Here is a 16276-nt window from a genome sequence, read left to right on the forward strand (position 1 = left end):
GCAGCCCAAAGGACGCACCGGGGGCGTCAGCCCCAGCGGGACTGACCGCCGTCGAGGGGGATGGTCGCGCCGGTGAGGTAGCCGGCGTCCTCGCCGACGAGGAAGACGACGGCCCGGCCGATGTCGGTCTCGGGATCGCCGATGCGACGCAGGGGGATTCCGGCGCGGAACTCCTCGGCCTCCTCGGGGTTGCGTTCCATCCACCGCTCGAGTCCCGGCGACAGGGCGTGGGGGGCGATGGCATTGACGCGGATGCCGTCGACGCCCCACTCGCACGCCGCGGCACGGGTCAGCGACCGCATGCCCTCCTTGATCGATCCGTAGACGCCGTAGTTGCTCGCGTCCCACCGGACCGCCGCCGAGGTGACGAGGTTGACGATTGATCCGCCCCCGCGTTCCTTCATCACCGGGTAGCAGGCCCGCATCAGCCGCAGCGTCGCGAGCGGTCCGGTGGCGAAGGACCGCTCGAACTCGTCGTCGGTGAACGACAGCAGCGGTCCGGGCCGGCAGTCGTTGGCGTTGTTGACCAGGATGTCCACGCCGCCGAAGTGCTCGACGGTGCGCTGGACCGCCGCGTCGACGTCGTCGGGGTTGCTGACGTCGCAGCGCACGGCGAGTGCCTTGCCGCCGAGCTCCTCGATCGCCTCGGCCGTCGAGATCACCTTGGATTCGGTGCGGCCCGCCGCCGCGATCCGCACGCCCTCCTTGGCGAGGGCGAGGGCGATGCCCCGGCCGATCCCCTGCCCCGCGCCCGTGATGAGCGCGACCTTGCCGTCCAGCTTGCTCATGTGTCCTGCTCCGGTTCTCTCGCCACTTCGGAAGTCCTGGTGCGTCCCAGGCTCCCCGTCCACTATCCTTGACCAAGCACTTGCTTGTCTATGTCGGTTTCCACCGTCGCCCGCGAAAAGCGTCGGACGGCAAGCAGTCTCGAACCGCTCCGAACTCGCAGAAAGGTAGCCACGTGCACCTTCCCAATCCTGCCGACCACACCGGGCGCGCCGTGATCGTCACCGGCGGCACCAAGGGCATCGGCTTCGTCGTCGCCGAGCACTTCCTCGCCGCCGGCGCCGACGTCCTGGTCTGCGCCCGCAACGAACCCGAGACGCTGCCCGCGGTCGACGGCCGCAGCGCCGCGTTCCGGGCCGTCGACGTGCGCGACCCGGCCGACGTGGCCGGCCTCGTCGACGACACCGTCGCCCGGTTCGGCCGGCTCGACGTGCTCGTCAACAACGCCGGCGGGTCGCCGGACGCCGACGCCGCCACCGTCTCCCCGCGCTTCGTGGAGAAGATCGTCGCACTGAACCTGCTCGCCCCGTTCTACGCCGCGCAGGCCGCCAACCGGGTGATGCAGGAACAGCCCGAGGGCGGCGCGATCGTCAACATCGGCAGCGTCTCGGCGCACGACCCGCAGCCCGGCACCGCCGCCTACACCGCCGCCAAGGCCGGCCTGCTGGGCCTGACGAAGGCTCTCGCCCTCGAATGGGCCCCGAAGGTGCGCGTCAACCACATCACCACCGGCCTGATCCGCACCGAGGCCGCCGCGTCGGTGTACGGCGACGACGGCGGCGCCGCCGTGACCCGGACCCTGCCGATGGAGCGGATGGCGGTCCCGTCGGACATCGCCCGGGCCTGCCTGTTCCTCGGCAGCGACCTCGCGGCCTACGTCAACGGCGCCGACCTCGCCGTCCACGGCGGCGGCGAGTTCCCGGCCCGGTACATGGCCCTGCACGGGAAGTGACCGCGCGGATCGGTGCCCGGATGCCGGGCACCGATCCCACGTCACGCGAACGACGCCCGCGCCCCCGAGATCACGGCCCGTCCGTCCCCGACCACCTCGAACGCCACGTCGTCGCGTCCACCCCAGGCCCGCAACTCGGCGACGTCGCCGGGGAACACCGGCGCCGCGAAGCGGCCCTGCAGCGCGGTGAGATCCGCCGGATGCGCACCGACGAGCCGCGCCAGCGGCAACGTCGCCGCCGCGAGCGTGCACAGCCCGTGCATGATCGGACGCGGTTGCCCGATCCGCGCGGCCGCCTCCGGGTCGATGTGGATGTGGTGCCGGTCGCCGGTGAGCCGGTAGAGCGCGGCCTGGTTGGCGGCGGTGACCAGAGGCGCGGTCAGCTCCGGCTCGCCCTGCGGGGCCGCCGGCTTCGACGGGCCGCGCTCGCCGCCGAACCCACCCGCGCCGGGCGCGAAGATCGACCAGGTCGCGACGAAGTACTCGCACTCGACCCGGACCTCGAACACGGCCGCGGCGCCCTTGTCCCACACCTCACCCACCGACGCCCGCAGCTCCACCTCGCCGCGGCGCGGCAGCGGAGCCAGCACGGTCAGCTCCTGCGAGCCGTGCAGCGCGGTGCCGGTGTCGAACGCGCCCCGCGAGCCCAGCTCGTCCGGCGCCCACTGGGCGAGGGTCAGCGCGAACGTCGGCAGCACCCGCAGCCGGTCCTCGAGCACCAGGTCCAGGTCGGTGGCCGGCTGGGCGCCGACGGCGAGCGCGTACAGGATCGCGTCGCGCTCGTCGTAACTCACCGTGCGGGTGCCCAGGTCGGCGCCGCGCCACGCACCGGCCTTCTGCTCCACTGCCGTCATGTCGTGTCCTTCCGGGTTCAGGCCGCGCCGAGGATCAGGCCGGAGGTGGGAACCGCGGTTCCCGCCGTCACCAGCACGTTCTCGACGCCGTCGGGTTGGTTGGTGGAGGTACCGCGCAGCAGGCGCACCGCCTCGGCGATGCCGTTGACGCCGTGCAGATACGCCTCGCCGACCTGCCCGCCGTGGGTGTTGGACGGCAACCGGCCGCCGAGCTCGAGATTGCCCTCGCGGATGAAGTCCTTCGCCTCGCCGGGGCGGCAGAAGCCGAGTTCCTCTAGCTGCGGCAGCACCAGCGGGGTGAAGTGGTCGTAGAGGATCGCGGCGTCGATCTCGTCCGGGCTCAGGCCGCTCTGCGCGTAGAGCTGGCGGCCGACCAGACCCATCTCCGGGATGCCGGAGATGTCCGGACGGTAGTAGCTGGTCATCATGTGCTGGTCCTTGCCGGAGCCCTGCGCGGCGCCCTTGACCAGGACCGGTGTGTGCCGCAGGTCCCGGGCCCGCTCGGCGGGGACGACGACGAGCGCCTGCCCGCCGTCGGTTTCCTGGCAGCAGTCGAGCAGGTGCAGCGGCTCGGCGATCCACCGCGAGTTCTGGTGGTCCTCGAGCGTGATGGGCTTGCCGTAGAACCACGCCGCGGGGTTGTTCGCGGCGTGCTTGCGGGCGACGACGGCGACCCGGCCGAAATCCTCGCTCGTGGCACCGTACTGGTGCATGTACCGGCGGGCGAACATCGCGACCCACTGGGCGGGAGTCGCCAGTCCCTGCGGGGTCAGCCACGCGTAGGCCGCGCGGTCGGCGGTCGAATCCATCGGCCGGTCGTGCTGGCCGAGACCGAACCGGACCCCGGAACGTTCGTTGAACGCACGGTAGACCACGACGACCTCGGCGACGCCCGTCGCGACGGCCATCGCGGCCTGCTGCACGGTCGCGCAGGCCGCGCCGCCGCCGTACCCGATGCGGGAGAAGAACTTCAGTTCCCCGAGTCCGCAGTTGCGGGCGACGAGGATCTCGCCGTTGGTCTCCATCGTGTAGGTGGCCAGGCCGTCGACCTCGGACGGGTCGATGCCGGCGTCGGCCAGCGCCGCGACGATCGCCTCGCACGCGAGCTGCAGCTCGGAGCGGCCGGACTTCTTGGAGAACTCGGTGGCGCCGATGCCGACGATCGCGGCGGCACCGGAGAGCGGGGTGGTCATCGGGTTCCTCCCGGCCGGTCGGTGAAGGCGATCGTGACGGTGCCGGCGGCGTGGTCGCCGAGGCTGTTGGCGCCGCGGACGCGGACCTCGACGAGCCCGTCGGACTTGCCGACCACCTCACCGGTCATCGTCATGGTGTCGCCGGGGTAGTTCGGTGCGCCCAGGCGGATCTTCACCCGCCGCACCACGGCGCACGGACCGGCCCAGTCCGTGACGAACCGGCCCACCAGGCCGTTGCTGGTGAGGATGTTCATGAACACGTCCTTCGATCCGCGCTCGCGGGCGAGTTCGGGATCGTGGTGGACGTCCTGGAAGTCGCGGGTCGCGAGGGCGGTCGCGACGATCAGGGTGCGGGTGAGCGGGATCGCGAGTTCGGGCAGCACCTCGCCGATCTCGATGTCGTCGTAGCTGCGGTCCGTGGACACGGTGGCGGTCATGCCACCACCTCGACCCCGGCAGCGAGCTGGGCACCGAGCCGCGCCAGATCCGACGCGGACCCGCCGAGGGTGGCGCCGATCTGCTTGCCCCACAACAGGTGCCGATGCACCGGATAGTCGGTGTCGACGCCCATTCCGCCGTGCACGTGCGTCGTGCGGTGCACGACGCGCTGACCGCCGTCGGTGGCCCACCACTTGGCGACGAGCACCGACGTGCCCGGGTCCGCGCCCTCGGTGAGCAGCCACGCCGCCTGCCACAGCGTCACCCGCATGGCCTCGAGGTCGATGTAGCAGTCGGCGAGCTGATGGCCCACCGCCTGGAACGTCGCGAGCGGACGCCCGAACTGCATGCGCCCGTTGAGGTAGGTGACGGCCTGCTCGACCGCCCCGGCACCGACACCGAGCTGCAGGGCGGCGAGCGCGAGCTCGACGCGGTCGAGCAACCACTGCACCGCGGTGCCGTCGGCGGGGCCGAGCAGCTCGGCGGGCGCCGCGTCGAACGTGACGTTGCCGCAGATCTCCCACGTGGTGGACTGCGTCTGCTCCACGGCGACACCGTCACCGGCGAGGTCGACGACGAACAGCGCGGCACCGGCCGGCGTCGTCGCCGACACGATCGCGCGCTCCGCGACGTGGGTGACCGGGACGGCGGCCTTGGCGCCGGTCAGGTGCCACCCGCCGCCGGTCTCGGTCGCGGTGGTCGCCGGAGCGCCGTCGACGTACGGGCCGAACTCCTCGAGCCCGATCGTCAGGAACCGGCTGCCGTCGGCGACGCCGGGAACCAGCGCGGTGCGCTGCGCGTCGGTGCCGAACTCGACCACCGCCAGGGCGGCGAGCACGGACTGCCAGATCGGGACGGGCGCCACGTGCCGGCCCTGCTGCTCGAGCAGCACGTACAGCTCCGACAATCCGAGACCGCCGCCGCCGAGCTCCTCGGGCAGGGCGACGCCGAGCAGACCGGTGGTGGCGAGTTCGCGCCACAGCTCCCGGTCGACGCGCTCGTCGCCGAGCTCGACCTGCTTGACCCGGTCGATGCCGGCCTTGCCGGTGAAGACCTCGTGGGCGAGGCCGCGAATCGCTTCCTGCTCTTCGCTGAAGTTGAAATCCATCTACGAGTCCTCCCGTGCGGCCGGCCGGAACGCGGGCAGCGTCAAATCCGGGTCGGCGTCGATCCAGTCCAGTTCCACCGGCATGCCGATCTCCACCGCGTCCGGCGCGACACCGGTCATGTTCGCGATCAGGCGGGTGCCCTCCTCGAGTTCGATCGTCGCCACGACGAGCGGGTACTCGAAGCCGGGAATCTGCGGGTGGTGGTTGACCACGAAGCTGTAGACGGTGCCGCGGCCCGACGCGTCGACGGTGTCCCAGTCGAGCGAGCGGCACTGCCCGCACATCGGTCCCGTCGGGTGCCGCAGGGTGCCGCACGACGTGCAGCGCTGGATCACCAGCCGGTGCTCCTTCGCCGCCTCGAACCAGAAGGCGTTGTCGGCGTTGAGCGCCGGGCGCGGACGCAGCCCCTTCGGCTTCGCCTGCGCCGCATCGTCAGGCTGCGCCGTGTCCTTCGGCTGCGCCGTGTCCTTCGGCTGCGCCGTGTCCTTCGGCCGGAAACGGAGGGTGCGCCACCGCTGGGTGGCGACGACCTCGCCGGCGCCGTTGCGGTACGTCTTGAGCGTGGTCACGAAGTGCCCGGCACCGAGCCCGGTCCTCTTCTCCTCCGAGATCGACTCGATCACCTCGGTGAGCGAGACCCGGTCGCCGGGGCGCAGCTCGGTGAAGAACTCGAAGTCCGAGTCGGTGGCGACGACGGAGGTGAACCCGGCGGCGTCCAGGGTGGCGATCAGGTCGGTCCACACCTGCGACGGGTCGTTGTTCGCCATCTTGTCGGTGAAGGTGCGCATCGTCCACACCTGCGTCATGAGCGCGGGGGCGACGGCACCGTCACGGCCGGTGGCGCGGGCGGCCTCGTCGTCGAGGTAGATCGGGCAGGTGTCGCCCATCGTCTCGACCCAGTGCCGGATCATCGGGGTGTTGACCTCGTCCGGCCCCCACGTGGTGGGGGTCAGGGTCTGCCCCTCGAACGCCCGCAGCGTGGTCAGCAGTTCGCTCACTTGACCCTCTTCTCCCGCACGAGGCCCAGGCCCATGGTGCCGACCATGTCGCGCAGGACCTCGTTGACGCCGCCGCCGAACGTGTTGACCATGCCCTGCCGGGAGATCTGCTCGATCTGACCGGCCAGCACCGCGCCCGGCGATTCGGGACGGATGCGACCGGCCGCGCCGAGGATGCCCAGCAGCGTCCGGTACACGTCGACGTGGGTCTCGGTGCCGTACACCTTGGTGGCACCGGCGTCCGCGCCCGAGAGGGTGTCGGCCGCGACGGCGGCGGTCATCTTCCAGTTCAGCAGCCGCATCGCCTCGAGCTTCGCGTGCGTGCGGGCGAATTCCTGCTGCACCCAGGGAATTTCGATGGCGCCGTTCTCCTTCGCCCAGTCCAGCACCTGATGCCACAGCCCGTAGGTGCGGCCGCCGATCGCGGCCAGGCCGATGCGCTCGTGGTTGAGCTGGGCGGTGATCAGCGGCCAGCCGCCGTTGATCTCCCCGACCACGTCCCGGACGGGGACGCGGATGCCGCTGTAGTAGGTGGCGGTGACCGACAGGCCGCCGACGGTGTGGATCGGCGACCACGAGAACCCGGGCGCGTCGGTCGGCACCATGAGGATCGAGATCCCGCGGTGCTTGGGGGCGTCGGCGTCGGTGCGGCACGCCAGCCACACGTAGTCGGCCGTGTTGGCGCCCGAGGTGAAGATCTTGTTGCCGTCGACCACCCACTCGTCGCCGTCGCGCACCGCGCGGGTCTTCAGCGACGCCAGGTCGGTGCCGGCCTCCGGCTCGGTGTAGCCGATGGCGAAGACGATGTCGCCGGAGAGGATGCCGGGCAGGAAGCGGTCCTTCTGCTCCTGCGTGCCGTACTTCATCAGGGTCGGGCCGACCGTGTTGACGGTGACGAACGGGAACGGCAGGCCCGCGCGCTGCACCTCGTCGAAGAAGACGAACTGCTCCTCGATGGACCGGCCCTGCCCGCCGTACTCCGTGGGCCAGCCGATCCCCAGCCAGCCGTCCTTGCCGAGCAGCGTGACGACCTCGCGGAAGTGCTCGCCCCCCACTCCCTGCTCACCGGCGCGGCGACGCTTGTCCTCCGGCAGCAGCGACGCGAAGTAGGCGCGCAGCTCCCTCCTGAGCGCGACCTGCTCCGGGGATTCCTTCAGATCCATCGCGAATTCTCCTAGCGACCGAATGTCGTTGTGACCTCGGACGCTAGTCAGCGGGGCCGCCGAGCGGGCGGACCGTCTCGGACAGCGGGAACCGCCCGGTCACACCCGGCCGAGGCGTTCGGCACAGGCGGCCATCTCGTCGACGACCCGGTTCAGCGTCCCGGCCTTCGGCGACGCCGACAGCACCATCCGCGTGGCCCCGAGGGCGCGGGCCCGGTCGATGCGGGCCTCGTCGAGCCGCGGCAGCGTCGCCCCGAGCACCAGTTCCACGGCGCCGGGATCGCGGCCGGCCGACTCGGCGGCGCGGCGCATCTGCCCGATCGCCCGATCGAGATCCTCCCCGGCCAGGCCGAGCGGCTGGAATCCGTCGCCGAGGCGGCCGGCCCGGCGGGCCGCGGCGGCGCTGTGCCCGCCGATGTACAGCGGCACCCCGCTCACGCGGTGCGGCTTCGGCCAGCTGTGGGCGCCGCGGAAGGAGTAGAACTCGCCGTCGAAGTCCGCACCCGCCGGGTCGGTGCCGGCCCACAGGGTGCGCATCACGGCGATCGCCTCGTCGGCGATCTTTCCGCGCCGGTCGAAGTCGCCGCCGCACGCCTCGATCTCCTCCCGCATCCAGCCCAGCCCCAGGCAGATCCGGACGCGGCCGCGGGAGAGCCGGTCGAGGGTGGCCAGGCGCTTGGCCAGCACCACCGGATGGTGGTTGGGCAGCACCAGCACGCCCGTGGCGAGACCGAGGTCGGTGGTGGCACCGGCGACGAACGACAGCAGCTCGAGCGGGTCGGGCAGGTCGCAGTCGTCGGGCAGGTGGGACTTGCCGGTCGGCGAGTACGGATACGCGCTGCCGGTGTTCGCGATCACCACGGAGTGCTCGACGGCGGAGATCTCGTCGAACCCCAGTTTCTCCGCGGCACGCGCGAATTCGAGGATCCACTCGGGGTCCCCGCTGTGTCCCAGCTCGATCGGCACCACCACACCCAGCTTCACGTACGTCCGTCCTCTCGTGCCGCCGCTCCCCGAGCGGTCGTCTCCTCGATCAGTTTCGGCGCCCACACCACCTTGCCGAGCAGCCGGTCCGCCTCGGGCGCGGTCGCCAGCCACACCGCGGCGGCGGCGGGCACCGTCGCCGGCACGGCCTCGAATCCGGCGTCCTCGACGGCGCGCGTGCCGCCCCGGGCCCGGCCGGCCTCGGTGACGACGAACCCGGGGCTGAGGTTGAACGCCCGGATCCCGCGGCCCCGGTACTCGGCGTTGATCATCCCGGCGATCCGGGCGAACGCGGCCTTCGACGCGGCGTACGACAGGCCCCAACCGCCCTCCCCGGGTGGGGCGGGCGGGTCGATCGCCGCCGACCCGGACACCAGATCGATCACCACACCGCTGCCGCGGTCGAGCATCGCCGGCAGCACCGTCTGCATCAACGCCACCTGGTGCAGGTAGTTGCCGTCGATCATGGCTGCGGCGTCGGCGAGGTCGATGTCGAGCAGCCGGTCCATGTTCCCCGCGGTCTGCGCGTACGCGTTGGCGACCAGCACGTCGACCCGGCCCCACGCGTCCAGGACGCGCCGGCCCGCGCCGCGCACCGATTCGACGTCGAGCAGGTCCATCGGGACGGGCAGCGCCCGCACTCCCAGTGCCTCGATCTCCGCGGTGGTGGTCTCGAGGCTGCCGGGCACGGCGATGGGTTCGTCGCCGTCGCGGCGGCTGCGGGGCGGCACGGCGCCCTGGCCCTCGCGGACCGTGCGGGCGGTGACGGCGACGTCGAAGCCCGCACGGGCGAACGAGAGGGCGGTCTCGCGTCCGATGCCGCGGCTGGCGCCCGTGACGAGGGCGACGCGGGTGCCGGGCATCGGCTACACGCTCAGCAGCCGCTGCCGGCCGTGTGCGGCGAATTCCTCGTCCAGGGCGGCCTTGTCGGCCTCGCTCATCGCGGTGTACTCCGGCGCGCCGCGTCCCACCCACCGGTACACGAGCTCGGTGGTGTGCCAGCGCTGCGCCTGCAGCTCGCGCTTGAGGACCTTGTTCGAGCCGGTCACCGGCAGGTTCGTCGACACCCGCACGAACCGGGGAATCGCCTTCGACCCGAGATCGGCTTGGCCGGTGAGGAATTCGGCGAGCTCGGCCGGGTCGAAGTCGGTGAGCGAGGCGACCTCGATCGCCGCCATCACCTGATCGCCCGACCGCGGGTCCGGCACCGCGTAGACACCGGTGGTCACGACCTTCGGGTGCCGGCGCAGGACCCGCTCGATCATCAGCGCCGAGGTGTTCTCGCCGTCGACCCGGATCCAGTCGCCCTTGCGGCCCGCGAAGTAGATGAAGCCGGCCTCGTCGACGTAGCCGAGGTCGCCGGTCCAGTACCACCCGTTGCGGATCCGCTCGGCGTCGGCGACGTCGTTCTTGTAGTAGCCCTCGAAGGCGCGGGCGCCCTCCTTGTTGATCATCTCGCCGATCGCCTCGTCCGGGTTGAGCACCCGGCCGTGCTCGTCGAGCACCGCGCGGGCACACTCGGCGAACGTGTCGGGATTCACCACCGCGATCCCGGCGTGCGCGGGCCGGCCGAGCGCGCCCTCCGGCGCCGCCGGATCGAGCCGGACCGAACCGGCGCCCTCGCTCGAGCCGTACCCCTCGTACAGCACCGCGCCGAACCGGCGCACGAACTCGGCCTTGTCCTCCGGCGAGGCCTCGGTGCCGAATCCCCGCTCGAGCCGGTTGTCGGCGTCGTCGGGCTGTTCGGGGGTGGCCATCAGGTAGGCCAGGGCCTTGCCGACGTAGGTGAAGAACGTCGCGCCGAAGAACTTCACGTCGGGCAGGAACCCGGACGCGGAGAACTTGCGGGTCAGGCACACCGTCGCACCGTTGGCCAGGGCCGGGGCCCACAGCGCCATCAGCGCGTTGCCGTGGAACAGCGGCATGCAGCAGTAGTCCACGTCGTCGCGGTGGTGCCCGTACTTGGCGGTGTTGGCGTACGCGAGCCGCGACAACCGGCCCTGGGAGCACTTGACGGCCTTGGACCGGCCGGTGGTGCCGGAGGTGAACAGCAGCAGGAACAGGCTGTCCTCGTCGACGCCGTCGGCGATCGCCGGTTCCACCCGCTCGAGGCGGGCCGCGTAGCCGGGATCGTCGATCAGCAGGAAGCGGTCCTCGCCGAGGCCCAGGTCGAGGCCGCGCAGCTTCGCCATCCCGGCGGTGTCGGTGACGATGAGCTGGCAGTCCACGTAGCGGACCTCGGCCTCGAGTTCCGCCGCGCCGCGCGTGGGATTGATGCCGACGACCGTCGCGCCCGCCAGCGCGGCCCCGCCGAGCCAGAACAGGAAGTCCGGGACGTTGTCGAGGAGGATCCCGATGTGGAACGGGCCGTCGCCGCGCAGCGACCGCGCGAGAGCGCCACGCGCGGCGCTCTCGCGCACCACGGCGTCCCACGTCCAGTCCTGCTCCCGGGTCCGCAGGCCGAGCCGGTCGTCGCCGACGCGGTCGAGCAGCATCTCGGCGATGGTGGCGCGCTGCACGCCCGCTTCCGTCGCGGCGGTGCCGGGGTTCACGGTGCTCGTCATCGTTGCGGCTCCCTTCACGCCGTCCGGAGCACGCAGTGGGTGCCCCCGTAGATGGCGGTCATGCACTTGTTGCAGTGGTTGCACAGCGACGCGGCGTCCGCGTCCTCCTGCATGCGGTTGACGAGGTCCGGGTCGCGCAGCAGCGCCCGCGCGGCGGCGACGAACTGGAAGCCCTCGGCCATCGCCTCGTCGATGATCGCCCGGTTGGTGATGCCGCCGAGCAGCACCAGCGGCATCTTCAGCTGCGACCGGAACTGCTTGGCGTCCTCGAGCAGGTAGCCGTCGCGGTAGGGGTATTCACGCAGGAAGTGCTTGCCCACCAACTGGATTCCCAGCTTCGTCGGCTGCGGCATCACGGCGGCGAAGTCGCGCAGCGGCGCGTCGCCCTTGAACAGGTACATCGGGTTGAGCAGCGAGCTGCCGGCGGTCAGCTCGAGGGCGTCGAGCGAGCCGTCGGCCTCGAGCCACTTGGCGACCTGGATCGACTCGTCGAGCCAGAAGCCGCCGGGCACGCCGTCGTCCATGTTGAGCTTGGCGAGGATCGCGATCTTGTCGCCGACGGCGTCGCGGACGGCGCGGGCGGCCTCCCGCGCGAAGCGGGCGCGGTTCTCCAGCGACCCGCCGTACTCGTCCTTGCGCTTGTTGATCTTCGGGCTCAGGAACGAGCTGATGAGGTAGTTGTGCCCGAAGTGGATCTCGACGGCGTCGAAGCCGGCCTCGACGGCGCGGCGCGCGGCCTCGGCGTGGCCCTCGGTGATGCGGGCGATGTCCGCCTTGGTGGCGGGCTTGCTGAAGTTCTGGGTCGTCATGCGGAAGGCGCGGCTCGGCCCGAGGGCCGGGGTGCCGAGGTACTTCGCGGCGGCGACCGGACCGGCGTGGCCGATCTGCGCGGAGACCGCGGCGCCCTCGTTGTGGATCGCGTCGGTGAGCTTGCGCATGCCGGGCCGGGTCTCGTCGGTCCACTGCAGCTGACCGGGGGCGGTGCGGCCGTCGGGTGCGACGGCGCAGTAGGCGACCGTCGTCATGCCGACGCCGCCGGCGGCGGGCCGGCGGTGGAACTCGATGAGCTCGTCGGTGACGAGCCCCTTCGGGGTCAGGCCCTCGAACGTGGCCGCCTTGATCACCCGGTTGCGCAGGGTCAGCGGGCCGAGCTTCGCGGGGGCGAAGGGATCGATCCTTGTCGTCGGGGTATCGAGAAATGTGGACATGCGGTTGCTCCTCCGGCAGCGATTCTGCGCCGAACGTAGCCCCGGCTGTCGGGTGGATCACGGTGAGTCCCGCTCAGTGGTAACCACTACCGCACCCACGGCCCGACGTGAGAAATTGCAGTGGCACGCCTCACACGCGGCCGCGGCCAGGGTGAGGTCACAGGTCTATCGCCGCAGGTGACACGGTATTCACGTGACACGAAGGAAAGGTCCCCGCATGACTGCGTCCGCAGATCCCCGGCTGTACCTCGACGAGGTCGTCTCCCGCCTGACCGGCCCGGGTGGCCGGTTCGAGATCGTCGAGGAAGAGGTGCTCGGCGCCTCGATGCCGGTGATGAAGAACCGCGGCAAGGCCGTGGGCGAGCTGCTCGCCGACTCCCTGCGCTGGGGGGACCGCGACTACCTCGTCACCGCCGACCGCCGGCTCTCCTTCGCCGAGCACGCCGCCGCCGCCTACTCCCTCGCCCGGGCGCTGCGCAGCGACTACGGCGTCGAGAAGGGCGATCGCGTCGCGATCCTGGCCGCGAACACCCCGGAGTGGGTGATCGCGTTCTGGGCGAGCCAGACGCTCGGCGCGATCACCGTCGGGCTCAACGGCTGGTGGGTGCCGCGGGAGATCGAGTACGGCCTCGAGCACAGCCGGCCGAAGGTCCTCGTCGTCGACGCCAAGCGCGCCGAGGCCCTCGCGGACGTCGACACCACCGGGATCACGGTCCTGACGATGGAGGAGGACCTGCCCCGGCTGATCGCGCAGTACCCCGGCGCCGAGCCGCCGCGCGTCGACATCGACGAGGACGACCCGTCGGTCATCCTCTACACCAGCGGCACCAGCGGCCGGCCCAAGGGCGCGCTGCACTCGCACCGCAACCTGCTGGCGGTCGTCGACTACCACCGGTTCAGCGATGCCCTGCTCGCGGCGTTCACCGGCCGGACCTACAGCGACGACGTCCCCAGCGACCTGCGGTACCTGCTCACCTCGCCGCTGTTCCACATCGCGAGCCTGCACAACCTGGTGATCCCGCGGCTGGCGACGGGCAGCGCGGTGATCATGCACCAGGGTTCGTTCGACGTGGACAAGGTGCTGAGCCTGATCGAACGCGAACGCGTCACCAACTGGGGCGCGGTGCCGACGATGGCGTCGCGGCTGCTCGAGCACGACAACCTCGACAAGTACGACCTGTCGTCGCTGACGGCGTTCGCACTCGCGTCGGCACCGTCGTCGATCGCATTCAAGGACCGGCTGCGCGAGAAGGTGCCCTTCGCGCGCGACGCCCTCGTCGACAGCTACGGGCTCACCGAGTGCAGCACCGCCATCGCGGTCGCCAACTCGCAGGACATCGAGGCGTTCCCCGGCACCCTGGGCCGGCCGATCATCACGGTGAGCCTCGAGATCCGCGATCCGTTCGGCGAATGGCTGCCGGACGGGGTCGAAGGCGAGGTGTGCGTGCGCAGCCCGTTCGTCATGCTCGGCTACTGGGAGGACGAGGAGGCCACGGCCGCGGCGATCACCCCGGACCGGTGGCTGCGCACCGGTGACTACGGCGTCATCGAGAACGGCCGGCTGCGCCTGACGGGCCGTCGCTCCGACCTGATCCTGCGCGGCGGCGAGAACGTCTACCCCACCGAGATCGAGCAGACCCTCGACGAGCACCCGGCCGTGCGCGAGTGCGCCGTGATCGGCGTCCCGCACCCCGACCTCGGTCAGGAGGTGGCGGCGGTCGTCGTCCTCGCCGAGGGGGCGAGCGTGACGGAGGAGGAGCTGCGCGAGTACGCGGCCGAGCGTCTGTCGTACTTCAAGGTTCCCACCCGCTGGCGGATCACCTCCGACCTGCTGCCCCGCAACGCGACGGGCAAGACGGTGCGTCGCGAGGTCAGCATCTAGTTGCGCGGGGCGGTGCTTCTTGCGCGCGTTCTCACGCGCGCGAGAAGCACCGCCGGTCGCGGATGCGGCTACTGCGACCGGGACACGAACCCGGGGTCCTCGACCGCCAGACGCTGACGCACCGGCTCGGGCATCGTCGAGCACGAATCCGCGCTGGGCCGGTCGTCGGCGTGGTCGGCGGCCGAATCCTCGATGCCCACCGACGCGACGATGTTCTCCCAGCCGCCCCACCCGGCGAAGCGGGCGGGCAGATCGACGTTGGCGGCACCGTTGATGTGGAACGCGGCGCTCGGATACGGCGCGTCCGGTGGCGTGGCGACGCCCCCGCCGGGCAGGCGCACGACGTCCTCCGGATTGGGCAGCATGCCCGCGAGCTGCATCGCGTGGTACTGGTACATCTCCCAGGGCGCGGTGTCGAAGTAGTACCAGCTGGCCGCGCACACCCCGTACAGGTCGGGACCGAACTGCGCGTAGTTCAGGTACAGCTCCATGATGCGGGCGTCGGGCAGGGTGCTGCTCAACAGGATCGACGGCACCGTCTCGACGGCCTTGCGGATCGCGCTCTGGTCGGGGGTGAAGAACATGTTCTTCGCGAGCTGCTGCGGGATCGTCGAGTACGTCTGCTGCGGCTCACCCGTCAGGTGGGCGCGGGCGCGGTCGGCGTAGTCGCCCCAGTGGAACGCCTGCGCACGAAGACCCATCTGGTCGTCCTCGTGGGCGATCACCGAGGCGACGATGTAGCGGCTGACGTGGTCGAGCGAGACGTACTGGTAGGTGACCGGGCCGTCGTCGATGCGCATGAACCGCGACGACGCCGGCGTCCACACCCGCAGCGACGCGGTGGCCGTCAGCGCGATCAGCACGAGCGCCGCGACCGCTGCGCCGGCCCGCTTCGCCCGCGTCGGCCACGGATTGCGGGGCGGCTGCGCCGGCAGCGGGGGCGGCCCGGGCCGGGCGACGGGCGGCCACGGCGGCTCGGGGCGACGCACTCCCGCGTACTCGGGTTCGCGACGAGGCTGCGGCTCGGACCGGCGGGGCCACTGCACCGCGGGGCGACGCAGGCGGGGCCACTGCACCGCGGGACGACGCAGCCGGCGCAGCTTCGGGCCGCGGTCCTGCGGTTCCCGGCGCACCGGCACCTCGGGGGCCGCCGCCCAGGCGCGGAGGCGGGCGGCGACACACCGGGTGCACCGGCCGTCGACCCGCCGCTCGAACGGACCCACGATCCGCCCGCACGCTGCGCACCTGCCCGGCCTCATCGTTGTACACGCCTCCCGCTGGTCACCGACACGACCTCTTCATCTTCGTCGCCGACGGTCACGGGCCGGTCTCGGGGGTCGGGACCGGATGCTCAGTCCACCCGCGGCGCCCACTGGACGCCGTTGATGTGCGCGCCGCCGTCGACGAACAAGGTGTTGCCGGTGAGGTAGCGCGCACCGTCGCTCGCGAGGAACACCGCGACGGGTCCGATGTCGTCGAGCGAGTCACCGATTCGGCCCATCGGGTTGGCCTGCGCCGACGCCGCCGCCATCTGCGGGTCGGTCTCGGCCACCCGCCGGAACGCCTCGCTCTGCGCGCCGGGGCAGATCACGTTGCAGCAGATCTGCTTCGGCGCCCATTCCCGCGCCGCGGTGCGGGTGAGGGTGCGCAGCGCCTCCTTGGCGGCGTTGTACTGCACGGAGTACATGTGCGCGTTGACGCCGTTGAGCGAACACAGGTTGATCACCCGGCCGGTGCCGTGGCGCTCGAGTTCCGGGAGGGCCCGCTGCATCGCCCAGAACGCCGCCATCACGGCCGTGTCGAACCCGGCACGCAGCTGCTCGTCGGTCATGTTCTCGAACCGGGCGTACCCGGAGCCGCGCCAGGCGTTGTTGACGAGGACGTCGAGGCGGCCGAACCGTTCGACCGCGCCGTCGACCGCGGCGTGGACCTGGGCCTTGTCGGTGACGTCGGTGCGCACGAAGTGGGCGCGCGCACCCCACTCGTCGCGCAGCCACCGGGCGGTGGCATCGCCGGCCTGCTCGTCGATCTCGGCGACGACGACGTCCGCGCCCTCCCGCGCGTACGCCGCGGCGATGCCGCGCCCGATGCCCATGCCGGCGCCGGTGATCAGCGCGACACGACCGTCGAGTGCTCCCATGCGGA

At 71.6% G+C, this 16276-nt stretch carries 15 protein-coding genes; 2 read left to right on the forward strand and 13 right to left on the reverse strand.

Going from position 1 to position 16276, the window contains the following annotated elements:
• Nucleotides 1–26: 26 nt before the first annotated feature.
• The gene (locus ACWPQI_RS20410; RefSeq protein WP_010596058.1) at nt 27–788 is read right to left on the reverse strand and encodes an SDR family NAD(P)-dependent oxidoreductase; all 762 of its coding nucleotides are present in this window, start codon (nt 786–788) and stop codon (nt 27–29) included.
• 173 nt (nt 789–961) lie between these two features.
• Here ACWPQI_RS20410 and ACWPQI_RS20415 point away from each other — a divergent pair, with 173 nt between their 5' ends.
• On the forward strand, nt 962–1738 hold the full coding sequence (locus ACWPQI_RS20415) for an SDR family oxidoreductase (protein ID WP_119700054.1): 777 nt from the start codon (nt 962–964) through the stop codon (nt 1736–1738).
• A gap of 41 nt (nt 1739–1779) precedes the next feature.
• Here ACWPQI_RS20415 and ACWPQI_RS20420 read toward each other — a convergent pair whose 3' ends face one another.
• The 10 genes from ACWPQI_RS20420 to ACWPQI_RS20465 form a co-directional block, all read right to left on the reverse strand.
• Complete coding sequence (locus ACWPQI_RS20420) at nt 1780–2592, reverse strand: MaoC/PaaZ C-terminal domain-containing protein (RefSeq protein ID WP_010596060.1); 813 nt, start codon at nt 2590–2592, stop codon at nt 1780–1782.
• 17 nt (nt 2593–2609) lie between these two features.
• Nucleotides 2610–3785, reverse strand: a complete 1176-nt coding sequence (locus ACWPQI_RS20425) for a lipid-transfer protein (protein WP_302069321.1) — start codon at nt 3783–3785, stop codon at nt 2610–2612.
• Nucleotides 3782–4222: a MaoC family dehydratase gene (locus ACWPQI_RS20430; RefSeq protein ID WP_010596062.1), complete on the reverse strand. Its 441-nt coding sequence runs from the start codon at nt 4220–4222 to the stop codon at nt 3782–3784. The genes ACWPQI_RS20425 and ACWPQI_RS20430 overlap by 4 nt, the downstream gene beginning before the upstream one ends.
• Entirely contained in the window at nt 4219–5331 is a 1113-nt protein-coding gene (locus tag ACWPQI_RS20435; protein ID WP_010596063.1) for an acyl-CoA dehydrogenase family protein, read from the reverse strand. The genes ACWPQI_RS20430 and ACWPQI_RS20435 overlap by 4 nt, the downstream gene beginning before the upstream one ends.
• On the reverse strand, nt 5332–6330 hold the full coding sequence (locus ACWPQI_RS20440) for a bifunctional MaoC family dehydratase N-terminal/OB-fold nucleic acid binding domain-containing protein (protein WP_048773243.1): 999 nt from the start codon (nt 6328–6330) through the stop codon (nt 5332–5334). It abuts the gene before it with no gap.
• The gene (locus ACWPQI_RS20445; RefSeq protein WP_017679880.1) at nt 6327–7493 is read right to left on the reverse strand and encodes an acyl-CoA dehydrogenase family protein; all 1167 of its coding nucleotides are present in this window, start codon (nt 7491–7493) and stop codon (nt 6327–6329) included. Before ACWPQI_RS20445 ends, ACWPQI_RS20440 begins: the two co-directional genes overlap by 4 nt.
• A 99-nt stretch (nt 7494–7592) precedes the next feature.
• Complete coding sequence (locus ACWPQI_RS20450) at nt 7593–8477, reverse strand: LLM class F420-dependent oxidoreductase (protein ID WP_017679879.1); 885 nt, start codon at nt 8475–8477, stop codon at nt 7593–7595.
• Complete coding sequence (locus ACWPQI_RS20455) at nt 8474–9340, reverse strand: SDR family NAD(P)-dependent oxidoreductase (protein ID WP_048773239.1); 867 nt, start codon at nt 9338–9340, stop codon at nt 8474–8476. Before ACWPQI_RS20455 ends, ACWPQI_RS20450 begins: the two co-directional genes overlap by 4 nt.
• Nucleotides 9341–9343: 3 nt before the next feature.
• A complete protein-coding gene (gene casI, locus ACWPQI_RS20460) occupies nt 9344–11041 on the reverse strand; it encodes a steroid-22-oyl-CoA synthetase (RefSeq protein WP_304433722.1) in 1698 nt (565 codons plus the stop codon).
• Between the two features lie 14 nt (nt 11042–11055).
• Nucleotides 11056–12249, reverse strand: a complete 1194-nt coding sequence (locus ACWPQI_RS20465) for an NADH:flavin oxidoreductase (RefSeq protein ID WP_010596069.1) — start codon at nt 12247–12249, stop codon at nt 11056–11058.
• 217 nt (nt 12250–12466) lie between these two features.
• On the opposite strand from ACWPQI_RS20465, the gene casG reads away from it, so the two are divergent.
• On the forward strand, nt 12467–14131 hold the full coding sequence (gene casG / locus ACWPQI_RS20470) for a steroid-24-oyl-CoA synthetase (protein ID WP_040270152.1): 1665 nt from the start codon (nt 12467–12469) through the stop codon (nt 14129–14131).
• A 68-nt stretch (nt 14132–14199) separates the two neighbouring features.
• On the opposite strand, the gene ACWPQI_RS20475 is transcribed toward casG, so the two are convergent.
• Both ACWPQI_RS20475 and ACWPQI_RS20480 read right to left on the reverse strand, forming a co-directional pair.
• Nucleotides 14200–15354 (reverse strand): biosynthetic peptidoglycan transglycosylase, encoded by a 1155-nt coding sequence (locus ACWPQI_RS20475; RefSeq protein WP_432375187.1) that lies wholly within the window; start codon nt 15352–15354, stop codon nt 14200–14202.
• A gap of 128 nt (nt 15355–15482) precedes the next feature.
• The gene (locus ACWPQI_RS20480; RefSeq protein ID WP_040270149.1) at nt 15483–16271 is read right to left on the reverse strand and encodes an SDR family NAD(P)-dependent oxidoreductase; all 789 of its coding nucleotides are present in this window, start codon (nt 16269–16271) and stop codon (nt 15483–15485) included.
• Nucleotides 16272–16276 lie beyond the last annotated feature (5 nt).

The sequence above is a fragment of the Rhodococcus sp. LMD genome, from assembly GCF_056108245.1.